At 37.8% G+C, this 26,278-nt stretch carries 19 protein-coding genes; 16 read left to right on the forward strand and 3 right to left on the reverse strand.

The features are described 5' to 3' along the window. The first annotated feature begins 209 nt into the window (after positions 1-209). From G440_RS0108490 to G440_RS0108520, 7 genes are all read left to right on the forward strand, one after another. Entirely contained in the window at positions 210-593 is a 384-nt protein-coding gene (locus G440_RS0108490; RefSeq protein WP_026450915.1) for a four helix bundle protein, read from the forward strand. A gap of 60 nt (positions 594-653) precedes the next feature. Next, the gene (locus tag G440_RS0108495) at positions 654-1,814 is read left to right on the forward strand and encodes an efflux RND transporter periplasmic adaptor subunit (protein ID WP_026450916.1); all 1,161 of its coding nucleotides are present in this window, start codon (positions 654-656) and stop codon (positions 1,812-1,814) included. Positions 1,815-1,829: 15 nt separating this feature from the next. Continuing rightward, positions 1,830-5,327 carry an efflux RND transporter permease subunit gene (locus tag G440_RS0108500; protein ID WP_026450917.1) on the forward strand — a complete coding sequence of 1,166 codons (3,498 nt, stop codon included), beginning with the start codon at positions 1,830-1,832 and terminating at the stop codon, positions 5,325-5,327. Between the two features lie 167 nt (positions 5,328-5,494). Then, on the forward strand, positions 5,495-7,252 hold the full coding sequence (gene aspS / locus G440_RS0108505; protein WP_026450918.1) for an aspartate--tRNA ligase: 1,758 nt from the start codon (positions 5,495-5,497) through the stop codon (positions 7,250-7,252). A 53-nt stretch (positions 7,253-7,305) separates the two neighbouring features. Continuing rightward, positions 7,306-7,851: a hypothetical protein gene (locus G440_RS20645; protein WP_051285235.1), complete on the forward strand. Its 546-nt coding sequence runs from the start codon at positions 7,306-7,308 to the stop codon at positions 7,849-7,851. Between the two features lie 52 nt (positions 7,852-7,903). Further along, on the forward strand, positions 7,904-8,701 hold the full coding sequence (locus tag G440_RS19695) for a tetratricopeptide repeat protein (protein WP_051285237.1): 798 nt from the start codon (positions 7,904-7,906) through the stop codon (positions 8,699-8,701). 22 nt (positions 8,702-8,723) lie between these two features. Next, positions 8,724-8,984 carry a hypothetical protein gene (locus G440_RS0108520; protein ID WP_026450919.1) on the forward strand — a complete coding sequence of 87 codons (261 nt, stop codon included), beginning with the start codon at positions 8,724-8,726 and terminating at the stop codon, positions 8,982-8,984. Positions 8,985-9,132: 148 nt separating this feature from the next. On the opposite strand, the gene G440_RS0108525 is transcribed toward G440_RS0108520, so the two are convergent. Both G440_RS0108525 and G440_RS0108530 read right to left on the reverse strand, forming a co-directional pair. After that, the gene (locus G440_RS0108525; protein ID WP_026450920.1) at positions 9,133-9,582 is read right to left on the reverse strand and encodes a nucleoside deaminase; all 450 of its coding nucleotides are present in this window, start codon (positions 9,580-9,582) and stop codon (positions 9,133-9,135) included. Positions 9,583-9,608: 26 nt separating this feature from the next. Beyond that, positions 9,609-10,541 (reverse strand): isoaspartyl peptidase/L-asparaginase family protein, encoded by a 933-nt coding sequence (locus G440_RS0108530; protein WP_026450921.1) that lies wholly within the window; start codon positions 10,539-10,541, stop codon positions 9,609-9,611. A 292-nt stretch (positions 10,542-10,833) separates the two neighbouring features. On the opposite strand from G440_RS0108530, the gene polA reads away from it, so the two are divergent. Further along, positions 10,834-13,674: a DNA polymerase I gene (gene polA, locus G440_RS0108535; protein WP_026450922.1), complete on the forward strand. Its 2,841-nt coding sequence runs from the start codon at positions 10,834-10,836 to the stop codon at positions 13,672-13,674. A gap of 127 nt (positions 13,675-13,801) precedes the next feature. Here polA and G440_RS0108540 read toward each other — a convergent pair whose 3' ends face one another. After that, positions 13,802-14,263: a lipocalin family protein gene (locus tag G440_RS0108540; RefSeq protein ID WP_026450923.1), complete on the reverse strand. Its 462-nt coding sequence runs from the start codon at positions 14,261-14,263 to the stop codon at positions 13,802-13,804. A gap of 191 nt (positions 14,264-14,454) precedes the next feature. Between G440_RS0108540 and G440_RS0108545 the strand changes: the two genes are divergently transcribed. The 8 genes from G440_RS0108545 to tsf all read left to right on the forward strand — a co-directional run bounded on the left by G440_RS0108545 (position 14,455) and on the right by tsf (position 26,265). Beyond that, positions 14,455-16,026 carry a T9SS type A sorting domain-containing protein gene (locus G440_RS0108545; RefSeq protein WP_026450924.1) on the forward strand — a complete coding sequence of 524 codons (1,572 nt, stop codon included), beginning with the start codon at positions 14,455-14,457 and terminating at the stop codon, positions 16,024-16,026. A gap of 178 nt (positions 16,027-16,204) precedes the next feature. Further along, positions 16,205-17,749, forward strand: coding sequence for a T9SS type A sorting domain-containing protein (locus G440_RS0108550; protein WP_026450925.1), 1,545 nt, complete (start codon positions 16,205-16,207; stop codon positions 17,747-17,749). Positions 17,750-18,263: 514 nt separating this feature from the next. Beyond that, positions 18,264-19,358 carry a hypothetical protein gene (locus tag G440_RS19700; RefSeq protein WP_034259247.1) on the forward strand — a complete coding sequence of 365 codons (1,095 nt, stop codon included), beginning with the start codon at positions 18,264-18,266 and terminating at the stop codon, positions 19,356-19,358. A 162-nt stretch (positions 19,359-19,520) separates the two neighbouring features. After that, the gene (locus G440_RS0108565) at positions 19,521-22,973 is read left to right on the forward strand and encodes a pyruvate carboxylase (RefSeq protein WP_026450926.1); all 3,453 of its coding nucleotides are present in this window, start codon (positions 19,521-19,523) and stop codon (positions 22,971-22,973) included. Positions 22,974-23,257: 284 nt separating this feature from the next. Then, positions 23,258-23,713: a 50S ribosomal protein L13 gene (gene rplM / locus G440_RS0108570; RefSeq protein ID WP_026450927.1), complete on the forward strand. Its 456-nt coding sequence runs from the start codon at positions 23,258-23,260 to the stop codon at positions 23,711-23,713. Beyond that, positions 23,713-24,099: a 30S ribosomal protein S9 gene (gene rpsI / locus G440_RS0108575; RefSeq protein ID WP_026450928.1), complete on the forward strand. Its 387-nt coding sequence runs from the start codon at positions 23,713-23,715 to the stop codon at positions 24,097-24,099. Before rplM ends, rpsI begins: the two co-directional genes overlap by 1 nt. A 221-nt stretch (positions 24,100-24,320) precedes the next feature. After that, the gene (gene rpsB / locus G440_RS0108580; protein WP_026450929.1) at positions 24,321-25,202 is read left to right on the forward strand and encodes a 30S ribosomal protein S2; all 882 of its coding nucleotides are present in this window, start codon (positions 24,321-24,323) and stop codon (positions 25,200-25,202) included. A gap of 97 nt (positions 25,203-25,299) precedes the next feature. Next, entirely contained in the window at positions 25,300-26,265 is a 966-nt protein-coding gene (tsf, locus tag G440_RS0108585; protein WP_026450930.1) for a translation elongation factor Ts, read from the forward strand. Positions 26,266-26,278: the final 13 nt, after the last annotated feature.

The following is a 26,278-nucleotide window of genomic DNA, read 5'->3' on the forward strand; positions in this document are numbered from 1 at the left end:
GAGGAGTTGAGGAGTTGAGGAGTTGAGGAGTTGAGGAGTTGAGGAGTTGAGGAGTTGAGGAGTTGAGGAGTTGAGGAGTTGAGGAGTTGAGGAGTAAGAAAATTGATATCAAGTTAAATAACAAAAAAAAATGCAAATAATTTTCAACAAATTTACAGGTTCTATAAATAACTGAATAGCAACAATATACTAACTAAAAATTAATCAGTATGAAAATTTTCGGTTTTGAAAAATTACAGGTTTGGCAAAAGTCAAGACAGACCTCTATTAAAATTTATAAAGCAACTGCGAATTTTCCTTCGGAAGCCGTGCCTGCCGGCAGGCAGGAAAGATTTGGGCTTACAAGTCAAATGAGAAGAGCTGCTATATCTATTTCGTCAAATATAGCAGAAGGAACCGGAAGACATTCAAACAAAGATAAGGCCCGTTTTACCGAAATCGCATATGGGTCAGCTCTCGAATTATTAAATCAATGTATCCTTTCTAATGATTTGGAATTTTTAAATGAAGAAAAATATCTGGAACTACGACAAAATCTAACCGAAATAACAGCAATGCTAGATGGACTATACAAGTCACAAATTTCCAAATAAACCCACTCCTAAACTCATCGACTAATACACTTATCGACTATTTAAAAAAACAATCAACAAATGAAAAAATCATTCTTATTTATAATCTTAATAGCCACGTTGGTCTCTTGTAGCGGCGACAAAAAATCAGTTGATGCTATTATCGATTCTGGCGACCTTTCCGCAGTTAAATCAAAAAGAACGGAGCTGAATCAACAACAACGAGATCTAAAAACCGACATCGATAAACTCAACGAATATATAGATTCACATGAAAAGAAGGAGCGCCCAGTTTTAATTACAGCAGAAGTAATAAAAGACACTGTTTTTAAACATTTCGTAGAAGTTCAAGGAAATGTGGAAACGGACCAAAACGTTGTATTGAACGCAGAATTTTCTGGTGTGCTTACCAATATATATGTTAAGGAAGGTCAACGTGTTTCAAAAGGACAGCGTTTGGCAAAAATTGACGATGGTGGTTTATCAAGTCAAGTAGCACAGCAAGAAGCACAGCTTGCGTTATCAAAAACTACTTTTGAGCGTCAAGAGCGACTTTGGGAGCAAAAAATAGGTTCAGAAATTCAATTTCTACAAGCCAAAACAACTTATGAAGCCGCCAAGAATGCAACACAGCAATTACGCTCGCAGTTAAGCAAAACTATTATCACTGCTCCTTTTAGTGGGGTGGTAGATGATATTATTTCAGATCCCGGACAAGTTGTTTCACCAGGACAAACGCCAATAATACGTTTGGTGAACTTGAGTAATATGTACGTAAAAGCCGCCATTCCAGAAAACTATATCAAAAACATAAAAAAAGGAACTCAAGTAAAAGTTAGACTGACTTCTATAAACGAAGAATTTACTGGAACTGTGCGTCAGGTTAGCAACTACATCAACCCAAATAATAGAAGCTTTGAGATACAGGTTGAGATTCCAAATAAAAACGGATTAGTAAAGCCAAACTTAATCGCTACCGTAAAAGTGAACGATTACACGGCTGAAGATGCAATTACAATTCCTGAGAACATACTTCAGGAAAATGCCGCAGGAGAAACTATTGCTTATTTGTATAAACCTGTAAATGATTCTGTGGGTACTGCTAAACGTATCATTCTTGAAACTGGACTTTCGTATGAAAACCACACACAGGTAAAATCAGGACTTAAAAAAGGCGATACCATTATTATAGAAGGTGCCAAAACCCTTCGCGATGGCCAAAAAGTAACTATCAAAAAATAAGAAACCCTTTGCACCATGAGCAAAAACCCGTACAAAGAATTTAGTATTTCATCTTGGGCCATTGATAATAAAATGACAGTCTATGTAGTGATGGCCATTATTTTATTTTTAGGTGCCTTCGCATATTACAGTATGCCACGAGAGGCCTTCCCAGAAATCATAGAGACAAAGATCTACGTGAGTTCCGTCAACCCAGGAAACTCGGCGGAGGATGTGGAGAAATTTATCACCGAACCGCTAGAAGAAGAGTTTAAAGACGTTGCTGGTGTAAAGGAAATTACATCCACAACGCTTCAGGATTACTCTATTATTATTGTGGAATTTGAGGAAACGGTTGAAATTCCTGTAGCCAAACAATTGGTTAAGGACAAGATAGATCAAGTAAAAGCTGAAACCACTTGGCCTGTTCTCACCAATGGTGCTAAAGTGGAACCCAATGCTTTCGATCTAAATTTTTCGGAAGAATTTCCTATTCTAAACATCAACCTAACTGGGGATTATACGGTTCAAAAATTAAAAGACTACGCCGAATATCTTCAGGATAAGATTGAACTGCTTCCGCAGATAAAAGAAGCAACGATAAGAGGTGCCGAAGAAAAAGAAGTTGAAATAGGTGTTGACATTTATAAAATGACCGCTTCGCAGGTGAGTTTTGACAATATTATAAATGCCATAAAAGGTGAAAATAACACTATTTCTGGCGGAAACATTATCACCAACGGCGTTCAGAAAAACATACGTATTACGGGCGAAATTCAAAACCCGAAAGAACTTGAAAATGTAGTAGTCAAAAAGGACGATGGGATCATATTTCTAAAAGATATTGCCTCAGTCAAGTTTCAGGAGAAAGATCCAACAACATACGCTCGCGAATATGGCAAACCAGTGGTCATGCTTGATATTAAGAAGCGCGCCGGAAAAAACATGATCGAGGCCGTTGCGGATATCAAAGAATTATTAGCCTCGGAACAAGAAAATTACTTACCAAAGAGTCTAGAAATTAGTCTTTCAAACGACCAATCCATAAAAACCGAAAACCAAGTAAATGACTTAGTGAATAACATCATCTTCGGAGTTATTTTGGTGGTACTCGTTTTGATGTTCTTTTTAGGATTTAGAAATGCACTTTTTGTCGGGTTTGCGATTCCACTCTCTATGTTGATGTCGCTCGTTATCCTTTCAGCATTAGGCTTTACGCTAAACACGATGGTTTTGTTTGGTTTAGTGATGGGGCTTGGAATGCTCGTGGACAACGGGATTGTAGTAGTTGAGAACGTGTACACATTGATGAGCGAAGGAATGTCTCCACGAAAAGCCGCAAAACAAGGAATGGGCGAAATTGCTTGGCCCATCATTGCGTCAACCGCAACCACTTTGGCAGCGTTTTTTCCACTTGGGCTTTGGCCAGGAACCATAGGTAAATTTATGGTTTATTTCCCTATCACGCTTTCGGTAGTGCTATCATCATCACTTTTTGTGGCGCTTATTATTAATTCCATGCTTACTTCAGAATTTATGAAAGTAGAGGAAGAGCCATTGACAAAAAAGAAACTCATTCGTTGGAGTTTAATTTTGATAGGAGTTGGCGCGATCCTTTTAATCGCAGGTTTTGCGTTGGATATCGCAGCTTTCCGTGGTTTTGGAAACCTAGCAATATTAACGGCGCTATTGCTTTGGCTATATAAGTATGTATTGGCTGGAGCTGTGGATTATTTTCAGTTTAAATCCCTTAAAAAGCTGGAGAATTCCTATGAGAAAACTCTAAAATACGCTTTGCGCGGAAGAAAGGCGTATGTGTTTTTCTTCGGAACTATAATCGTTTTAATCCTGTCTTTCGTTTTAGTGGGGTTAGTGCAACCCAAAGTGCTCTTTTTCCCCGAAAATGAACCCAATCAGATTATTACCTATATAGAATATCCACAGGGAACGGACATTGAAAAGACCAATGAGCTCACAAAAAAGGTTGAAAAGCGAATTTACGATGCCATAAAAAAATACGATGAAAACGGCTACAACTATATGGTAGAATCTGCGGTTTCACAGGTAGGAGAAGGTGCTGGAAACCCACAAACTGATGGAGGACAGAGCAATGAAATGCCGCAAAAAGGAAAAGTAACGCTTTCTATGCGCGACTATCAACTGCGCCGAGGTGTAAAAAGTAGTGACGTTTTGGAAGAAGTACGAGAATCGGTAAAAGGATTTCCCGGTGCTTCCATTATTGTGGAAAAAGATGCCGCAGGACCTCCTGTGGGCTATCCTATAAACATTGAATTGAGTGGAGAGGATTATGTGGAAATGCTTCGCGAAGCCGAAAACCTACGTACTTATATTGAAGGACTGGGTATTAGCGGAATCGAAGAACTGAAAATAGACGTAAACAAAGGAAAACCCGAAATGAATATTACCGTAGATCGTGAAAAAGCGGGGCTGTTAGGCATTTCTACAGGACAAATTGGACAGACCTTGCGACGCGCTATTTTTGGGGAAGAAGCTTCCACGTACAAAGAAGGCGATGACGATTATGAAATAAATGTGCGGCTTGCAGAACAGTATCGTCACGATGAAAGTGTACTTTTCAATCAGCCGGTTACCTTTAGAAATAATCAAGGAAAAATTGTGCAAGTGCCAATTTCTTCTATGATTACCAAAAAGAACACGTCTTCTTTTAGCTCTATTAAAAGAAAGAATTTAAAGCGTACCATCACTGTTTACTCAAACGTAATTGGTGGGTATAATGGAAACGAAATTGTAAACGATCTTAAATCTGAATTGCAAAGCTATAATCTTCCAAAAGATATAACGCTTGCTTTTACGGGAGAACAAGAAAAACAAGCGGACAATATGAGTTTCCTATTAATGGCGCTATTTTTTGCCTTAGGAGGAATTCTGTTGATATTGGTTGCACAGTTTAACTCGCTTTCCAAACCGGTTATCATCTTAACTTCAGTTGTTTTAAGTTTGGCAGGAGTATTCTTGGGCTTAGTAATTTTCCAGATGGATTTTGTGATTATTATGACGATGATGGGGATTATTTCCCTCGCGGGGATTGTGGTGAACAACGCAATTGTATTGATAGATTACACCCAAATCCTGATAGATCGAAAGATGGACGAACTACAAATGGATGAGGATCAAATGCTAACCAAAAGACAGTATTTTGAAATCATAGTAGCAGGTGGAAAATCACGTTTGCGTCCTGTTTTGCTAACTGCCATTACAACTGTTCTAGGTCTTATTCCATTGGCAATTGGATTTAACATAGACTTCTTCGGCCTGTTTACAGATTACAGCCCAAATATTTATATTGGTGGAGACAACGTCATTTTCTGGGGTCCACTTGCTTGGACGGTAATCTTCGGATTGATTTTCGCAACTTTCTTAACCCTGATCGTAGTGCCAGTAATGTTCTATTTGGTAAACCGCGCCAAGATTAAAATTAGAAAGAAACGCAGATTGAAGAAGCTCACTAAAGTAAGAGCGAAACAAGCTGCTTATAATGATCGGATTGCTTAATTTATAAGAATAACTATAACATTAAACTGACCTGCAGGATTTCATATTTCTTGCAGGTCTTTTTTTATATACGATGTTTTTTTCATTGCTAATAATAATCCCTTCAAAACCACGACAATTCATTTATTACTTGTTAAATTTGCTCCTCAATTTTTTTTCAGAATAAAATGTACAGAACGCACAATAACGGCCAACTTCGCGCCGCAGATATCAATAAAGAGGTAACACTTTCAGGATGGGTTCAAAAAACTCGTGATAAAGGATTTATGGTTTGGGTAGATCTTCGCGATCGCTACGGAATTACCCAACTTATCTTTGACGAGGAAAGAACTTCAAAAGAAGTAATGGACCAATGCACCAAATTGGGTCGCGAGTTCGTAATTCAAGTGAAGGGAACCGTAATAGAACGCGAATCCAAAAATCCGAATATGCCAACTGGCGACGTGGAAATTTTGGTTTCTGAACTTCTTATTCTGAATGAATCGAAAACGCCTCCCTTCACCATAGAAGACGAAACTGACGGCGGTGAAGATTTACGTATGAAATACCGCTACCTTGACATTCGAAGAAAACCGGTACGTGAAAATTTAATTTTTCGTCATAAAGTTGCGATTGCTGTAAGAAACTATCTTTCAACAGAAGGTTTTATAGAGGTAGAAACTCCATATTTAATAAAATCAACTCCTGAAGGGGCGCGCGATTTCGTAGTTCCTTCAAGAATGAACGAAGGTCAGTTTTATGCCCTTCCGCAGTCACCTCAAACGTTTAAGCAATTGCTAATGGTTGGCGGATTGGACAAATATTTCCAAATAGTAAAATGTTTCCGCGATGAAGATTTGCGTGCCGACCGTCAGCCAGAATTCACACAAATAGACTGCGAGATGGCTTTCGTAGACCAAGAAGACATCTTGAACGTTTTTGAAGGCCTGACCAGACATTTGCTAAAAGAAATAAACGGCGTAGAAATTTCTGAATTTCCAAGAATAACTTACGACCAAGCCATGGCCAAATACGGAAACGACAAACCAGACATTCGTTTTGGGATGGAGTTTGGCGAGCTAAACAAAGTTACACAGCATAAAGACTTCGGCGTTTTTAACCAAGCTGAATTAGTTGTCGGAATAGCAGTTCCTGGAGGAAACAGATTCACAAGAAAAGAAATTGACAAATTAATTGACTGGATAAAACGACCACAAGTTGGCGCTTTAGGAATGATCTATTCACGTTGCAATGACGACGGAACTTATAAGTCTTCCGTAGATAAATTTTATGACCAAGAAGACTTAGCGAAATGGGCCGAAGTAACTGATGCAAAAGCTGGCGATTTAATCTGTGTTCTTTCTGGAGATAAGAATAAAGTGCGCACCCAACTAAGTGCCTTGCGAATGCATCTAGCCGAAGAACTCGGTTTAAGAAAGAGCGATGAATTTGCGCCACTTTGGGTTGTAGATTTTCCACTTTTGGAATGGGATGAGGAAACGGAGCGTTACCACGCCATGCACCACCCGTTTACTTCTCCTAAACCAGGACAACTAGAACTTTTAGACACCAATCCTGGCGAAGTAAAAGCAAACGCTTACGATTTAGTTTTAAACGGAAACGAAATCGGCGGTGGTTCTATAAGAATTCACGATAAAAAAACACAAGCATTAATGTTCGATTATTTAGGTTTTACCCCTGAAGAAGCAAACGCACAATTCGGCTTTTTGATGGACGCCTTTCAATACGGCGCCCCACCACACGGCGGACTTGCTTTTGGATTGGATAGATTGGTTGCAATACTTGGCGGACAGGAAACCATCCGTGACTTTATTGCATTCCCTAAAAACAATTCGGGACGTGATGTTATGATTGATGCCCCTGCTCCTATTGATGCAAAGCAGTTGGAAGAATTAAATCTTGCCGTTACCCTCTCCAAGAAATAACATAAACTCGAATATTCAGCTATTTTGAAAGTTTGACTATAAAAAAATAGTTTATGAAAATTCTAAAAATCATTACATTTATAGTTTTAGGTCTTTGCATCTTAGCACTATTAGTGTTCTTTGGTGGATGGTTGTACTACAACAATAAATTTCCGGTGGACGAGGAAAAATATCCTAACTACGTTGGTTACATAAATCAAGAAACGGCTGCTTTAAACGATGTTTATTCGCTTTGCAATGCTGAAGCTATTTACCATGTACATCACGGGGCTTCAGAAAAAGGATATGCCGGCAATAAAAAGCAATTCAGAGATTCTATATTAGCGAATTACAAAAATGAAAATTATACTGATTCGGGATATTTAAATTTTCGATTTTTGGTTACATGCGAAGGTAATCCTGGTTGGTTTGAAACCATCCAAGTAGACATAGATTACAACAGCACCCATTTTTCCAAAGATCTAGTTATGCAATTGCAAACGCTTACCGCGCAACCTGAAAACTGGAACGTAATTTCAATTGAAGATAATCCCGTTGATTATTATATGTATGTATCCTATAAACTGAAAGATGGAGAAATCACTGAAATATTACCTTAGTATACTGCTGCTGACTACCGTTTTTATTTCTTGTGAGAAGAATATTTCCACAATGTCAGAAACTGAAAGGAAACAACACTCAGCTAAGCTTTATAAAGATGCACAAAGCTTACATCATGGACAAGGAATACCTATGGTGATGACAAAATTAGAAGAAGCCGTTAAAGTGGATCCTAATAATTGTGATGCGCTCCGAGAACTTTCTGTAGCCTATTTAAAGCGAGGATTAATTGATGATTGGAAGATCAAATTCGACAAAGCTGCCGCATGTGATCCTAAAATATGGGTACCATGGCGCGGTTATCTTTACGTTCAATTTTTTAGGGATTACGAAAAAGCAGTTGCAGATTTTGACGCTTCGGATACGTTAACCCCAAATTTCACAGATGCTCCTCAAGGCCACAGTGTAGATTATTGGCGAGGTATTGCATATTTAGGATTGAAGAATTATGGAAACTCCATTGAATATTTTGACCGTTATCTAGACGAAGTAACTGAAAAGAACGGAGAGGATTGGGCAGAACCAACAGCATTTTTATACCGTGGAATCGCCCATTATGAAAACCAAAATTCGGAAGCAGCGATCCAAGACTTTGAAAAAATGATTCATTACAACAAAAACACATCAGCAGACGGGAATTATTATAACGCCTTAATTCTATTTGAAGATAATAAATGTGAAGAAGCCAAAAAGGAACTAGAGAAGGCAATAGAAAACTTTAATCTTGGTTACTACAATAAGCACGACTACACCGAAGTTTTAAAACAAATTTATATTCAGGATCTTAATAATCTAAAAGCTGCGATAGAAAAGGGATGCCGAGGTAAGGAAGAGGTTTTAGATTTATAATATTCCAAATTTTAATCATACAATGAAATATTTTATAATCATATTATTCATTTCTATCGTAATAAGCATAAGTATTGGGTTTTATATAAAGCCTGAAGACGAAGCTACTGGAAAATTAATAATCGGTCTTTCGCTTATGGCAGGTTTCTTTGTTCTTATGCCGGCGTTTATCTATCATCGTTGGAAAGACAGAAGTGTAAAGGATTATATGTTGAATAAAGAAAACATATTAAAAATGCAAGAGTATCAAAAGGGTAAAGAGAAAAATAAACGTAAATCTTAAAAATAATTCTAAAAGAGTAATTATATTTCTCACTTTAAGGTAACTGAATCTTTCTATAGATGACTGGTGGTTTTATTTTCAAAATTAAGGTAGCTGAGTGATCTCGATTATCCCGATTGCTATCGGGATAATCGAGATCGTACCGAATCTAGTTTAAATTACGTCTTTCAATAAAAAACCGTTTTAGCAGTTTAGACGCTTCATCTGCCAAAACGCCGCCAGTCATTACGGTTTTTGGATGTAGTTTTGTGTTTAATGCAATACAGCCTCTTTGCTCGTCTCTAGCACCATAAACTATCTTAGATACCTGACTCCAAAATAGTGCGCCCGCACACATCTGGCAAGGTTCTATGGTTACATAAATAGTACAATCAATTAAATATTTCCCGCCTAAATAATTTGCCGCAGCGGTAATCGCTTGCATTTCTGCGTGAGCAGTTACATCGTTTAGCGTTTCAGTAAGGTTATGGCCACGCGCAATTATCTGATTATTTATGACGACTACCGCGCCAATTGGAATTTCACCCTTTTCATAAGCGGCTTCAGCTTCCTGTAGCGCGCGTTTCATAAAGTAAGTATCGTCGTATGGATTGATCATTTTAGTGTTCAAGTTTTCAAGTAAACTTACTTATAAATACTAACTTCTTTTTGTCCATTGGAAGTTTTATAGGCGCGGTACATTCCTTCAGTGTTGAAAGGCATGGCAATATTTCCTTCAGTGTCAACAGCAATTAAGCCACCATCACCGCCCAATTCTAGAACTCTCTTATTTATTACTTCGGAAGAAGCTTCTTCCAAGGACAATCCTTTATATTCCATTAAACAAGAAACATCGTAGGCAACTACGCCACGGATAAAAAATTCGCCACTACCTGTACAACTTACAGCGCAGGTTTTATTATTCGCATAATTTCCAGCACCTATTATTGGACTATCACCCACGCGACCCCAACGTTTGTTGGTCATTCCGCCTGTTGATGTTGCAGCCGCAATATTCCCTTCTTTATCACAGGCTACGGCTCCCACTGTGCCAAATTTCCCTTCTTTCTTCATACTGTGATCCAACTGAAAAGTATCGCTATCTTTTATATTTTGCCACTGTTGATAGCGGTGTTCATCATAAAAATATTCAGAACATTCCAGAGAATAATCCAAACTTTTAGCAAAACGCATGGCGCCTTCCCCTGCCAAAAAAACGTGATCACTTTTTTCCATAACGTCACGCGCTAAGGAAACAGGGTTTTTAATTCCTGTTATTAGTGACACCGCACCTGCATCCAAAGTTTTCCCATCCATAATGGCGGCATCCATTTCGTGCGTGCCGTCATTAGTAAAAACACTCCCTTTTCCAGCATTAAAAAGTGGTGAATCTTCCAAATGGTTTACGGCAGCTTCAACAGCATCCTTCGCGCTTCCATTATTTTCTAAAACACTATATCCCTTTTCAAGTGCTTCATTTAGAGCAGTATTGTACTGTTCTTCCTTTTCGGGTGTCATCAATCCTTTTACGAGTGTTCCGGCGCCGCCGTGGATTACTATGGAATATTTTTTATTCATTATTACTAACATTTATTGAAACAAAAATACACTTTGGTTTTAAATATTGACGTGAAAAAACCTTCGAGATTTCAAAAACTCTAGAGTTATCTAAAGGATTATTTCTTTTTCATAGAAAAGGCTTCAATTGTGAGGGGTTATTTTTATTTTTGAAGACAATAGCAATGTCCGTTCGAATGCAGTCGAGAACTTCATTCTCTGGAAGTCTATTAAATTAATCCCTTGATGTAGTTTATGCTGAGCGCAGCCAAAGCACTCGGGGGAGACATTCAGTTTTAAAATACAATCATTTATGTCTACCCAAAAACGCCTTTTCCTTCTAGATGCCTATGCCCTTATTTTTCGCGGGTATTATGCACTTATAAAAAATCCCACCATAAATTCTAAAGGTCAAGATACTTCGGCTGTTTTAGGGTTTATGAATTCACTTTTTGATGTTATCCGTCGTGAACGTCCAGACCATCTTGCAGTGTGTTTTGATAAAGATGGAAGCGCAGAACGCATCGAACTATTTCCAGAATACAAGGGAAATCGAGATGCGACACCAGATGTTATTAAACAATCCATCCCAATAATTCAAGAAATTATTAAAGCGATGCACATTCCGTGTGTAGAACTTTCAGGTTTAGAAGCAGATGATATTATCGGCACCTTAGCACAACAAGCCGAAAAAGAAGGCTACCAAGTTTTTATGGTAACACCAGATAAAGATTTTGCACAGTTGGTTACCGAAAATATTTTTATGTATCGTCCAGCAAGAATGGGGAACGCCATAGAAATTTGGGGTATTCCTGAGGTTCAAAAACGTTTTGGCGTAGAGCGACCAGAGCAGGTAATAGATTATTTGGGAATGATGGGCGATGCCAGTGACAATATTCCCGGACTTCCAGGCGTGGGCGATAAAACGGCGAAAAAATTTATCGCAGAATTTGGTTCTATGGAAGCACTTTTAGCAAATACCGATAAGCTAAAAGGAAAAATGAAAGAGAAGGTTGAAGACAATGCAGAACTCGGCATGCTTTCCAAAAAACTAGCGACAATTATTACCGATTGCGACGTGACCTTCCACGAAAAAGATTACGAACTTTCTATGCCAGACGGCGAAAAAGTGCAACAAATCTTTGAAGATCTAGAGTTCCGAAGATTAAAAGATCAATTTCTAAAATTATTTTCAGAAGAAGGTGCTTCAGAAAAAACGACGCAGATTTCAAACTCTGAATCTGCAAAAAAAGCAACTTCTGATTCCGCAGGAAGTGGACAATTCTCACTGTTTGGAGGTGACGGAGAGTCTTCTGACGAAATAAAAGATTACAACTCTCGCGCTACAATTGAAAACACCGAGCATTTCTATCAAACGGTTCAACCTGGCATGGGTACCAAGCTTTTTCTTCAGAATTTAATGAAACAGAAAAGTGTGTGTTTTGATACCGAAACTACCGGTTTAAATCCGCTGGAGGCGGAATTGGCTGGAATCGCTTTTTCTTGGGAAAAGGGAAAAGGCTTTTATATTCCTTTCCCCGAAAACCGTGAAGAAACGCAACAACTTTTAGAAGAACTACGTCCGTTTTTTGAAGATGAAAGCATTCAGAAAATTGGGCAGAACTTAAAGTATGATATAAAGGTATTGGCTAAATATAATATTTCGGTAAAAGGAAAACTTTTTGATACCATGCTCGCACATTATCTTATTAACCCAGATATGCGCCACAATATGGATGTTTTGAGCGAAACCTACCTCAACTACACCCCCGTTTCCATCACAGAGTTGATAGGCAAAAAAGGGAAGAATCAGCTTAATATGCGTGATGTTTCAATTGAGAAACAAACCGAATACGCTGTTGAAGATGCCGATGTAACTTTTCAGTTAAAAGAACATTTCGAAAAAGAACTGGGCGAAGCAAACACTCAAAAACTTTTTGATGAAATTGAAGTGCCACTGCTTCGCGTGTTGGCAGATATGGAGTTGGAGGGAATCAATCTAGATAAGGATTTCTTAAACAACCTTTCAGGCGCTCTGGACAAAGACATTCTTCAACTTGAAAAAAACATTTACGAAGAAGCTGACGAAACTTTCAACATTGCTTCCCCAAAGCAATTGGGCGAGATTCTCTTCGGAAAAATGAAGTTGATAGACAAGCCGAAAAAGACCAAAACAGGGCAGTATTCCACTGCGGAAGATGTGCTTTCCAATTTAGCAAAAGATCATAAAATTATTAGAGATGTTCTGGAATATCGCGGTTTGGCGAAGCTTAAAAGCACCTATGTTGATGCCCTACCAGAACAAGTGGAATCTACTACCGGAAGAGTTCATACCGATTATATGCAAACTGTTGCCGCAACAGGCCGATTGAGCAGTAACAATCCAAACCTTCAAAACATTCCAATTAGAACGGAGCGCGGACGCCAAGTGCGAAAAGCATTTGTTCCTCGAAACGAAGATTATGTTTTGATGGCTGCGGATTATTCACAAATAGAACTTCGAATTATCGCAGCTTTAAGTGAAGAAGACAATATGATAGAAGCCTTTAAAAACGGAGAAGACATTCACGCTTCTACCGCCGCAAAGGTTTTTAATGTTCCTTTAGATGAGGTTACTCGCGAACAAAGAAGCAATGCCAAAACCGTAAACTTCGGGATTATATACGGTGTTTCCGCTTTCGGTTTAAGCAACCAAACCGATCTCTCCCGTGGCGAGGCAAAAGATTTGATAGAAACCTATTATAAAACCTACCCAAAACTGCGGAACTACATAAGCGAACAAATAAATTTTGCGCGTGAAAATGGTTATGTACAAACGGTTTTAGGAAGAAGACGTTATTTAAAAGACATCAACGGAAGCAACGCCATTGTACGCGGTGCCGCAGAAAGAAACGCGGTAAACGCACCAATTCAAGGAAGCGCGGCGGATATTATTAAAATCGCGATGATCAGCATCCACAAAAAATTAGAAGAAAAAGACTTCAAAAGCAAGATGTTGCTTCAGGTTCATGATGAATTGGTTTTTGATGCTTATAAACCTGAATTAGAAGATTTAAAAACGCTCGTGAAACACGAAATGGAAAACGCTTATAAACTTACAGTTCCGTTAGATGTGGATATGGGCGTTGGAGAGAATTGGTTGGAGGCACACTAGACGCCTTAGGGCGAAAACTTCAATAAAATAAAATTCCAAATTTTCGAAATTGACAAAAAAGAATTTAGATGTTATAAAAAAGGCGTTTCCAAAGAAGCGTCTTTTTATTTTAAATTAGTTTTGTTTTTTAATTTCGATCGGCTACAAATTCCAGCGTTCCGAAATCTCCTGCAGATATCGTAATACTTATTGTATTACTATTCAAATCTATGATCGTGGTACTAGTTTCTGATTCTGGAGCGTCAGGAGTCAAGGTAAGTTGATTTCCGTTAAGCTCATAAGTTCTCGAACCAACAATGTCTCCATTACAGTTAAAAACTATAGTTCCATCAACTTCCTCTTCATCTACTTTGCATAAAGTAGATAGGTAATTACCATCTGCGGTAAACGTTGCGTTTCCTTTTATACAAGGAATTTCTTCTATAACATTGCGATTTGCTGTTCCGTCATTATTCAGATCTAATGGGATTGCTGCGTTCAGCTCCACGAGCTTCCACGAGCCTACTAATGTCGTTCCACTATTAGTATCATCAGATGAACAGGCCGAGAAGAAAATCGCGATAAGCAAAACACTCATTAATCTTTTCATAACCTATATGCTTAGTTGTCAGTTGTTTCACATAAACCGGATTATTGTTTTAAAACCTCAATATTACCAAATACTTAAGTGTTTTTTATTAAGGCATTATCGCTTTGCGGCATTAAAAAACTCTTAACTAACTCTTTCTTAGGTAAAAAGAAAATTGTACCTTACATAAGGTAAATTTAAATGCTACTATTATGAAGACAATAACTACACTTTTGGCCCTACTACTTTCCGTTATAACCTTGCAAGCTCAAAACTCCGGTATTCTTTGGCAAAAAACCATTGGTGGTACTAATTCTGATATGCTATCATCCATAATTGAAACCAGTGATGGAGGATATCTTGTTGGAGGAACATCCGAATCAGACATATCAGGTGAAAAAAGTGAAAATTCCAAAGGAGGAAAGGATTACTGGATTTTGAAATTAGACACTACTGGCAACATAGTTTGGCAAAAAACCTATGGCGGTGATGCTGACGATGGCTTAGGAACTTTTAAACAAACAAGTGATGGAGGCTATATTATGGGAGGAACTTCAAAGTCCGGTATTTCTGGTGATAAAACTGAAGATTCCAGAGGAAAAGCGGATTATTGGATGTTAAAATTAGACTCAAACGGCAATATAGAATGGCAAAAAACCTATGGCGGTAACGAGTATGATAAGTTAGTAGCAATAGTTGAAACAAATGATGGCGGCTATTTAGTAGCAGGTCAATCTAGTTCAGCAGTATCTGGTGATCGCACCGTTAGTAGAAATGGTCTCCCAGATGCTTGGGTTCTAAAATTAGATTCCAGCGGAGCTATTGTTTGGCAAAAATCATACGGTTCTACTGATTATAATTTTGCGTGTAACCTTAGCGGTCTTGCAAAAACAAATGATGGAGGTTTTATATTAAGTTCAGACTTGATTATTTTTCAGAGCCAAAATTTTCCATTTTGGGTATTAAAGATTGATGCCTCTGGAAATGAAATTTGGGATAGGACTATAAAAGGAGATAAAATAGATTGGTTTCCAAAAATAAATTCAAACCCAGATGGGTCCTATATCATAGCAGGCATCTCAAATTCTGATGCTTACGAAGATAAAACAGAAAATGCCATAGATGAATCTTTTGATTATTGGGTTTTAAAATTAGATGAAACAGGCACTATTGTATGGCAAAATACAATTGGAGGTGCAGGACAGGAAGGAGGTGTGGGTGCAATGTCTCAAACCACAGATGGAGGTTATTTAATTTGTGGATATTCAGATTCTAATATTTCAGGAGATAAAACCGAAAACTCCAAAGGTTCGTCAGATTTTTGGTTTCTTAAACTTAATAAGGTAGGAATTATTGAATGGCAGAAAACAATTGGTGGTTCCTTGGGCGAAATCGGTGGACGTTCCATACAAACTGGCGATGGAAATTTTTTAACAGCTGGCTCTTCAGAATCTAATATTTCTGGAGACAAAACCGAAAACTCTCGAGGAGGTTATGATTATTGGATCGTAAAACACGCCGCCACATTAGGCATTGAAGAAAACACCTTCTTCGGTACAATAAGCATATATCCCAATCCCGTAAATAGCACATTACAAATAAACACCCAAGGCATAAGCATAGATCAAATAAACATCTATACCATTTTGGGCAGCCGTGTTCGGCAGATGAATGTTGACACTGTTTCCCCAAGTGTAGATGTATCTAGTTTGGCTTCGGGAGTTTATTATATTCAATTTTATTCTGGGAAAAATGTGGCTTTAAAAAAGTTTATTAAAGAGTAAACTAAACTGTTATTAAAATAAATTTACAATAAAAGGACTCAATTACTGCGAGTCCTTTTTTGTTTTTAAATAATTAAGTTTCTTTTATCAAGTCTTTAATGATTTTCATTTTCAAAAAAATTTTGTTTTTGATTAAGGTTATATATATTGTGTAACGAAAGTCCAAATTAAATTTATTATGAAAAAGACCTTTACCCTGTTAGCATTATTACTTTCAGTATTTTCCATTTACGCCCAAGACCCGAATATTCTTTGGCAGCGGACTATTGGGGGGAGTGAATTAGAAGAGCCCACATTTATAAGTGGAACAAATGACGGTGGATTTATTGTTGGTGGATTTTCAGAATCTGACATTTCTGGTGAAAAAACTGAAAATTCTCGTGGTGGATATGACTATTGGGTATTAAAATTTGGTAGTAGTGGGAACATTGAATGGCAAAAAACTATAGGCAGTAGCCAAGATGATTATTTAGCTGATGCAAAACAAACCCCAGAAGGAGATTATATTTTGTTAGGTGGTTCAGATTCTGATATTTCAGGAGATAAGACTGAAAACTCTCTTGGATATACAGATTATTGGGTGATAAAACTTGATTCAACAGGAAATATTATTTGGGAAAATACTATTGGGGGTGATGGATATGACAATGCTGCCGAAGTACAAATAACAGCTGATGGAGGGTATATAATTGGTGGAACCTCGGAGTCTGGAATTTCAGGAGACAGAACGGTTTTTAATAGTTCTGGGAGAGATGCTTGGGTCTTAAAACTGGATGAAAACGGGAATATTTTATGGCAAAGAAGCCATAACTTGATGGATAGTTTTTCCATGGGAAGCATAAAAGTTACAGCTGATGGCGGCTATATTATCGGTGGAACGAGTAGGAGTCCGGATTTTTATTCATTCATGAAAGTAAATGCCAGCGGAAATAACGTGTGGGAAAAATATTATGGAGCAGACGGGTGGCAAGCATTGACAAATCTAATCATAACTTCCGATGGTGGTTATTTGGGAGTTGGGTTTTCAGATGCTGATGCGTCTGGCGATAAGACCGAAGATTCACAAGGAGGCCTCGACTACTGGCTTTTAAAACTAAATTCCAATGGTAATATTGAATGGCAAAATACAATAGGTGGCGATTCAGGTGACGCGCCATATACTGCAACTGAAACGGCAGACGGAGGTTACTTTATAACCGGATATTCCTATTCAAACATTTCTGGCGATAAAACTGAAAACACTTTTGATTCACCCGATTTCTGGATTATTAAACTCAATTCACTTGGTATAATTGAATGGCAAAACAATATTGGAGGCACTAATGTAGACAGATTGCCAAATACTGTTTTATATAACGATGGAAATTTTATAATCTGTGGACAGTCTGCATCAAATATATCTGGTGACAAAACCGAAAACTCAAGAGGAGGGTATGATTTCTGGATTATAAAACACGCAGCAACCTTAGGCTTAGAAGAAAACCCTTTTGCAGCCGCAATTAACCTCCATCCCAACCCCACAACAAACACGTTGCAACTTAACACCCAAGACAAAATAATTAACCAAATAAACATTTATTCAATGACTGGTAGTAAAGTTTTACAATTGGATATTAATACCGTTTCCCCAACCGTAGATGTTTCTAGTTTAGCTTCAGGCGTTTATTATATTCAGCTGTATTCTGGGAAAAATGTTGCCTTGAAAAAGTTTGTGAAGGAATAAGGAGGGAAAACGAAATCGAAATCGAAACCGAAATCGAAGATGTACTTCCACTACGCTCAGCAACCTTATTTTTTTGAAGTTGAAACCGAAAAATTTGAATATTGACCTTTAGAAAAGAAAATATCAAATTCCAAAGAAGTGATTTTTCAATTCTAAATTTCTCTTTTTTCTTTTCTCTTTAATCTTTTTTCTTTGTCTAAAATCTCAAGTCTCATATCTAAAATCTCAACCTCAGCAACCTTAAAAACTCGAAACAAAATTCTTTGCGTCTTAGCGCCTTTGCGTGCAATTTTTCTCTCGCCAAGTCGCCAAGTTTTTGAAATAGTGGCTAATTTTCAATACGTGAATCAATTCCAAAGAAATAATCTATCATTATTAACAAGAAATGCTGCATCTCACGTCTCACATCTCAAGTCTCAAGTCTCACATTCAAGTCTAAAACCCAAAATCTTACAGCGAAGCGGTCTTACGTGTTTAATGAAATCCATATCTTTAAAAAATATTTCCCAAAGCTATGGAGGATCAAAAACTTATTTCAAAAAAGAAACCCGCCTATCCTATTACCAATGCGCTCTTAAAATATTTGACGCGGCATGGGCGCACCATTAAAATCCCTATTTATTACGACGATTTACTGCGTTTTCAAGGTTCGGTAACTGTTTATGACAAAAATGGAAAGGATACTTTATGGGTTAGTGTATATTATTCTGAATTTGAAACCGAAGAGATTAATCAGAGTCTAAAGAAAGTTTATTCCATTTTACATTCCGATGGAACAGACACCATTTTGCCCTTCCTCAATATAGATAGTATAGACTTTTGCACTTTTGGAAACTCAAAACCATTTAGAATAAAAGTCCGTAATATTCTAAACGACAACTATCTCTTCCTATATATTAAAAAAGCCGATGCCTCCCGTATTTACGGTTTGGAGTTGGAAGATCTGCTTTCGCCAAACCATATAAATTTTTTAGTTCGGAAAAATACTTTAATAGAAGAGCACATCTCTGGTATTCCCGGAGACGATTTTATAAACAATCATTTTGACAATTGTTCCCCTCGTGACAAAGTTGAAATTGCCAAGGAGTTTGTAAAATTCAACGAACGTTGTTTTGTACGTTTATTGGGCGATATGCGCTCTTATAATTATGTTATGGTCCTTACCCACGATTTTGACCGAATTCAATATAGAATTCGCGCTATCGATTTTGACCAACAATCTTATGAAGGCAACGCAAAGGTTTATAAACCACAATTTCTGAAAGAGAATAATAAATTTGTAGAAATGACGATGGATCTGCTTCAACAAACATCCATAGATCAATATATAAGCGAGGAAAGATCTTTGTTAGCAAAACGGGCACGGAGCGAGCGAAAAAGACTTCGGGGCCTGCTCGCTTGTATGAAGAACGACACAATTTCGCCTCCTGAAAAAGTGGAGCAGCTAAAAATGGACCTCTTTGAACTTACGGGTGACGTAAACTTCAAAAAGGCAAATAACATGGGTGAAATACTAGAAGGCGCTCTAGATTTTGTGATTCGGAATTACAAAAGCGATAACAAATACATTATAAAAAGAAAAAGAACACAGCAGCAATCTAGAAAATAGAGAAATAAGGCTTTGCCGTAACAATAGCTTATTTAAATACGCCGGCATCTTCCATTTCTTTGTATTTAAAAAAATTCTGTGAAACTTTTCAAATTTTTATATTTTGAGGCGATGCGTTTTCTATCTTTATCGCCTTAAACCCTACTTTTAAAATATGCTTTAATGAAAATACAAAAAATTTTAGTCGCCAATCGTGGAGAAATCGCTATTCGAATATTGCGTGCGTGTACCGAGATAAACATTGCTACGGTTGCAATATACACCTATGAAGATCGCTATTCCCAACATCGTTATAAAGCAGACGAAGCCTATCAAATTGGCGAAAACGATGCTCCACTAAAGCCCTATTTGGATGGAGATGCTATAATTGCCATCGCAAAAGCGAAAAATGTAGATGCCATTCATCCTGGATACGGCTTTCTTTCTGAAAATTCAGACTTCGCAAGAAACTGTGCGAAAAATGGAATTATTTTCATCGGCCCAGATCCTAAGGTCATGGATGCGCTTGGCGATAAGATTACGGCGAAGAAAATCGCAGAAAGATGTGATGTGCCCATCATAAAAAGTAACACTAAAAAACTGAATTCTTTAAAAATTGCGCTTTCCGAAGCAGAAGCTATTGGTTATCCGGTAATGCTAAAAGCTGCCTCTGGCGGTGGTGGAAGGGGAATGCGCGTCATTAGAAGCGAGGAAGACCTAAACAACAATTTTGAATCTGCCAGAAGTGAATCGCTAAATGCTTTTGGGGACGACACCATGTTTCTCGAAAAATATGTTGAAAACCCGAAGCATCTAGAAGTACAAATTGTAGCGGACAATCACGGTACTATTCGGCATTTATTTGAACGCGACTGCTCGGTACAACGCAGGCATCAAAAAGTAGTTGAGGTTGCTCCATCATTTAATGTTTCAACCCGCGTTAAAGATTTACTTTATAAATATGCTGTCAAAATTGCTACAGAAGTAAATTACAACAACGTAGGGACAGTAGAATTTCTAGTTGATCAAGAAGACAATGTGTTTTTTATAGAAGTAAATCCTAGAATTCAAGTAGAACATACCGTAACTGAAATGGTAACGGGGATTGATCTTATAAAGACTCAAATTTTTATTGCAGGTGACTACAAACTTTCAGACACACAGATAAAAATTTACGAACAGGATACTCTGGAAACTTACGGTTTCGCCATGCAATGCCGTTTGACAACAGAAGATCCCGAAAATAATTTTACGCCAGATTACGGCACTATCACAACCTACCGAAGTGCTTCGGGAATGGGCATCAGGCTGGATGAAGGTAGTATTTATCAGTCTTACAGCGTCAGTCCTTTCTTTGACTCCATGCTCGTAAAAGTTTCCGCGCACGGAAGAACCTTGGATGGTGCCGTTCGGAAAATGGTACGTGCTTTAAAGGAGTTTCGCATTCGCGGAGTAAAAACAAATATCCATTTTCTTCAGAATGTAATTCAGAATGAAACCTTTAGAGATGGTAAGGCTACCGTTAATTTTATAGCCAATACTCCTTCTTTATTTGAAATAAAACTTCCACAGGACAGGACATCAAAAATTGTAAATTATTTAGGCGAAGTAATTGTAAATGGCAATCCAGATGTAAAAACATTCGACAAAAATAAAATCTTTAGAACGCCAAAAATTCCAAAGTTCGATCCAAAAAAAGAATATCCGAAGGGCACAAAAGATTTGCTTACGGAAATGGGACCCGAAAAATTCTGTGCATGGTTAAAAGATGAAAAAAAGATCCACTATACAGATACTACTATTCGAGATGCGCATCAATCGCTTTTGGCAACAAGAATGCGATCTTATGACATGACCAAAGTAGCCGAAAGTTTTGCTAAAAACCATCCGAATACCTTCAGTATAGAAATGTGGGGCGGTGCTACGTTTGATGTTTGTCTGCGTTTTTTACATGAAAGTCCGTGGACAAGGCTGCGTGAGCTTAGAAGCTTAATGCCGAATATACTTTTTCAAATGTTGCTTCGCGGCTCCAATGGAGTTGGCTACAAAGCATATCCTGATAATTTAATTGAAAAATTTATTGAAACTTCTTGGGAAAACGGAATCGATATTTTTAGAATCTTCGATTCATTAAACTGGGTAAAGGCAATGGAACCCAGCATTAATTATGTTAGAAATAAAACTGGTGGAATTGCTGAGGCAGCCATTAGCTATACAGGTGATATCCTGGATCCCAAAGAAACTAAATACACCTTAAAGTATTATACCCAGCTGGCAAAAGATCTGGAAAATGCGGGTGCACATATGATAGCCATCAAAGATATGGCGGGCTTATTAAAACCTTACGCCGCGAGCGAACTGGTTTCGGCTCTGAAAGACACATTAAATATTCCACTCCATTTACACACGCACGACACCTCCTCTATTCAGTCGGCAACTTACTTAAAAGCTATTGAAGCAGGAGTAGATGTGGTTGATGTAGCGTTAGGTGGATTATCGGGACTAACATCACAGCCCAATTTCAACTCTATTGTTGAAATGATGAAAAATCAAGAACGGGAGCACGAGTTTGATATTCCTAAACTAAACGAATTTTCAAACTATTGGGAAGATGTGCGCGAAGTATATTATCCGTTTGAGTCTGGCCTAAAAGCTGGAACGGCTGAAGTTTATCAACATGAAATTCCTGGAGGACAATATTCAAATTTACGTCCGCAAGCAGAAGCGCTTGGTTTGGGAGATCAATTTGACGAAGTGAAAAAGATGTATGCCCGTGTAAATGAAATGTTTGGAAACCTCGTAAAAGTGACCCCTAGTTCAAAAGTAGTTGGAGATATGGCCATTTTTATGGTTACAAACAATCTCTATCCGGAAGACGTGATGGAACGTGGGGAAGATATTTCCTTTCCAGAATCGGTTATCAATTTCTTTAAGGGTGACTTGGGACAACCCTTGGGAGGATTTCCAAAAGAACTTCAACGGATTATCCTTAAAAACCAAACTGCTTATACCGATAGGCCGAATGCACATTTAGCACCTATAGACTTTTATGAAGAATTTAGTGTCTTCAAGAAGAAGTTTCAAAAAGGTTTTACCCGCCCTATCGAATTTGAAGATTTTCTTTCCTATAGTTTATACCCAAGAGTATTTGAAGATGCTCACGAAAAGTATAAGTTATATGGCAATACGGCGATTCTTGCTTCTACAAATTTCTTTTATGGCATGAAACTTCGTGAGGAAGCTATTATTGAATTGGAACCGGGGAAATCTGTAATTGTAAAACTACTTTCCATTGGAATTCCCAATGATGACGGTATTCGCATTGTATTCTTTTCGGTAAACGGTGAAAACCGATTTGTTGAGATCAAGGACAAATCCATCGAAGTTAAAAAAGAAGTACACGTAAAAGCCGAAGAAAATAATCCCAATCAATATGGCGCTCCTTTACAGGGAAGTCTATATAAGGTATTGGTTAAAAAAGGACAAGAGATCAAGAAAAACGATCATCTCTTTATTATAGAAGCTATGAAAATGGAGACTACTATTACTGCTAACAAAGCGGGGAAAGTAAAATCTGTAGCTCTTAAACCGGGAACCATGGTAATGAAAGGCGATTTGATTTTGACTTTGGAATAGGTTCGAAATCGAAATCGAAACTGAAATCGAAATTGAACTCTTTGCGGCTTTGCGTGCATTTTTCTCTCGCTAAGCCGCAAAGTTTTATTTATTTCATGGTGAAGTCTTACGTCTTACGTCATAAAGCGCCGCGACCTGCACGCCGTAGGAGGGTCTTAAGTCTTTTTTCACCTACCCACCTTGTTATTCAAATAAATAACATTACATTTGCACCCCTCTTAGACAAAATCCGTTTTGTTAAAGGGTGAGAAAACAATGAAATATTAACAATTGACAAAGACTAAATGGATACATTAAGTTACAAAACAGTATCTGCCAACAAGGCAACCGTTGTAAAAGAATGGTTACTGGTAGATGCGGACGGGCAAACATTGGGTCGTCTTGCAAGCGAAGTTGCTAAATTACTTCGCGGTAAGCACAAACCAAGTTTCACCCCGCACGTAGATTGCGGTGATAACGTGATTGTTATCAACACCGGGAATATAAACCTTTCCGGAAACAAATGGCAGGATAAAACCTACATTCGCCACACAGGATATCCTGGTGGACAACGTAGCCTTAACGCTACAGAATTGTACAAAAAAGACCCTGCAAGGCTTGTTGAAAAAGCTGTAAAAGGTATGCTTCCAAAAAATAAATTGGGCGCAGAAATGTTCAGAAACTTGAAAGTGTATGCAGATGCAAACCACGGTCAAGAAGCACAAAAACCTAGAGCTATTAACTTTAACGACAACAAGTAATGGAGACAATTCACAAAATAGGCAGAAGAAAAACCGCTGTTGCACGTGTGTACCTTAAAGAAGGTAAAGGAAACATTACTGTCAACAAGCGTGAGTTTGAAAACTACTTTCCTACTGGAACTCTTCAGTACAAAGTAAAACAACCTTTAGCACTTACAGATAACGAAACAACTTTCGACATTACAGTAAATGTATTTGGCGGTGGTATTACAGGACAGGCAGAAGCCATTCGTCTTGCAATCTCCAGAGCTATGTGTACGCTTAATGACGAAAACCGTGGCATCTTGAAACCAGAAGGTTTACTAACAAGAGACCCAAGAATGGTGGAACGTAAGAAGTTCGGACAGAAAAAAGCCCGTAAAAAATTCCAATTCTCAAAACGTTAATACTTCAACTTCGCTTGGCAATTTGCTACAGCGTTTGTTGATAAATATAATACTCAACTCAATTGGGTATCTCATTTGGGATACCCAATTAAAGTTGAAAAGTTCATAATCATTATTAATTAAAAAGCTGTTAACCCGAAACATTCGGGTGTTAGTTTAGCATCTAAACCAAAGCTCTGCTTAGGTTGCTATCCTTTCACAGAACGTAAACTAAAACAAAAATGGCAAGAAAAATAGTAGTAAAAGACTTACTAGAAGCTGGTGTACACTTTGGACACCTAACCCGCAAATGGAACCCGAACATGGCACCGTATATCTATATGGAGCGTAATGGGATCCACATTATCAATCTTTACAAAACCGCTGCAAAAATTGAAGAAGCTGGAGAGGCTCTTAAAAAAATTGCAGGTAGTGGACGCAAAATCCTTTTTGTAGCTACAAAAAAACAAGCAAAAGACATCGTTGCTGAAAAGGCAAAAGCTGCTAACATGCCCTACATTACTGAAAGATGGCCTGGTGGTATGCTTACCAACTTTGTTACTATCCGTAAAGCCGTTAAGAAAATGGCTACTATTGATAGAATGAAGCAAGATGGTACTTTTATGACGCTTTCTAAAAAGGAACGTTTGGCAGTAGATCGTCTTCGTACTAAATTGGAAAAAAACTTAGGTTCTATTTCTGATATGAGCCGTCTTCCTGCAGCTTTATTTGTTGTTGATACAACTCGTGAGCACATTGCAGTTGCAGAAGCTTTAAAACTTAACATTCCAATCTTTGCCATGGTGGACACCAACAGTGACCCACGTGTAATTGACTACGTAATCCCTTCAAACGATGATGCTTCAAAATCTATTGATGCTATCATGAGTTTTGTTTCTGAAGCTGTAATCGAAGGTCTTTCCGAAAGAAAATCTGGTGGAAAAGACGACGAGGATGAAGAAAAAATGGAAAAAGCAGCCAAAAAAGATAAAGCAGCTAAACCTGCTAAGAAAGAAAAGGCTGAAGTTCCCTCAACTGACAAGGAAGATGTAGAAGCAATGAAAGAAGCTAAGGAACCTGTTCGTCAGAAGTCTAAGAAAGAAGTTCTTAAGGAAGAAGAATAATCTCGATATTTTAAAATCTAAAAGTCGTTTGGTTCTTTTCTATCTCGAAAATTGATTAAACGACTTTTTTTAATATTAAACTTAAAAATTTAAAAAAATGGCAAACATAACAGCCGCAGAAGTTAATAAACTAAGACAAGCCACCGGAGCCGGAATGATGGACTGTAAAAAGGCATTAGTTGAGGCAGAAGGAAATATGGAAGACGCAATTGCTATCCTTAGAAAAAAAGGACAGAAAATCGCTGAAAAAAGAGCTGATCGCGACTCTAGTGAAGGTGTTGCTACTGCAAAAATAAACGACACCAACACAAAAGGTGTTATCATTTCTTTAAACTGTGAAACTGACTTTGTTGCCAAAAACGATTCTTACGTTGAAATGGCAAACAAAATGGCAGCAGTCGCTTTGAATACATCTTCAAAAGATGAGTTTTTAGCTGCAGATTTTGATGGAATGACCATTGCAGAAAAATTAACTGAACAAACCGGTGTTATCGGTGAGAAAATTGAAATCGGTGGTTTTGAAATTCTAGAGGCTCCATTTGTAGGTGCTTATGTTCACGTTAACAAGATTGCTGCTTTAACTGGTCTTTCAAAAGCAGTTGATAACGCAGAAGAATTGGCAAAAGACGTTTCTATGCAAGTTGCATCTATGGGCGCTACTACCCTTTCTTATAAAGATTTTGATGCAGAATTCGTAGCTTCTGAAACGGAAGCAAGAATCGCTGTTATCGAAAAAGATAATATCGAATTGGGACGCTTGGGTAAAACTAAGAAAAATGTACCATCATACATTTCAAGAGCACAATTAACTCCTGAAGTATTGGCAAAAGCCGAAGAAGATGCAAAAGCTGAATTGAAAGCTGAAGGTAAACCAGAACAAATCTGGGATAAAATTCTTCCTGGAAAATTGGAGCGTTTTATTAGCGACAACACTACGCTTGATCACGAAAAAGCCTTGCTTGACCAAAATTTCATTAAAGACGACAAGAAAAGCGTTGCAGATTACGTAAAATCGTATGGCGATGTTGAAGTAGTTGGCTTTAAGAGAGTTTCTTTAGCATAAGCTTTAAACAAAT

It is taken from the genome of Aequorivita capsosiphonis DSM 23843, assembly GCF_000429125.1.
Classification (GTDB): Bacteria; Bacteroidota; Bacteroidia; order Flavobacteriales; family Flavobacteriaceae; genus Aequorivita; species Aequorivita capsosiphonis.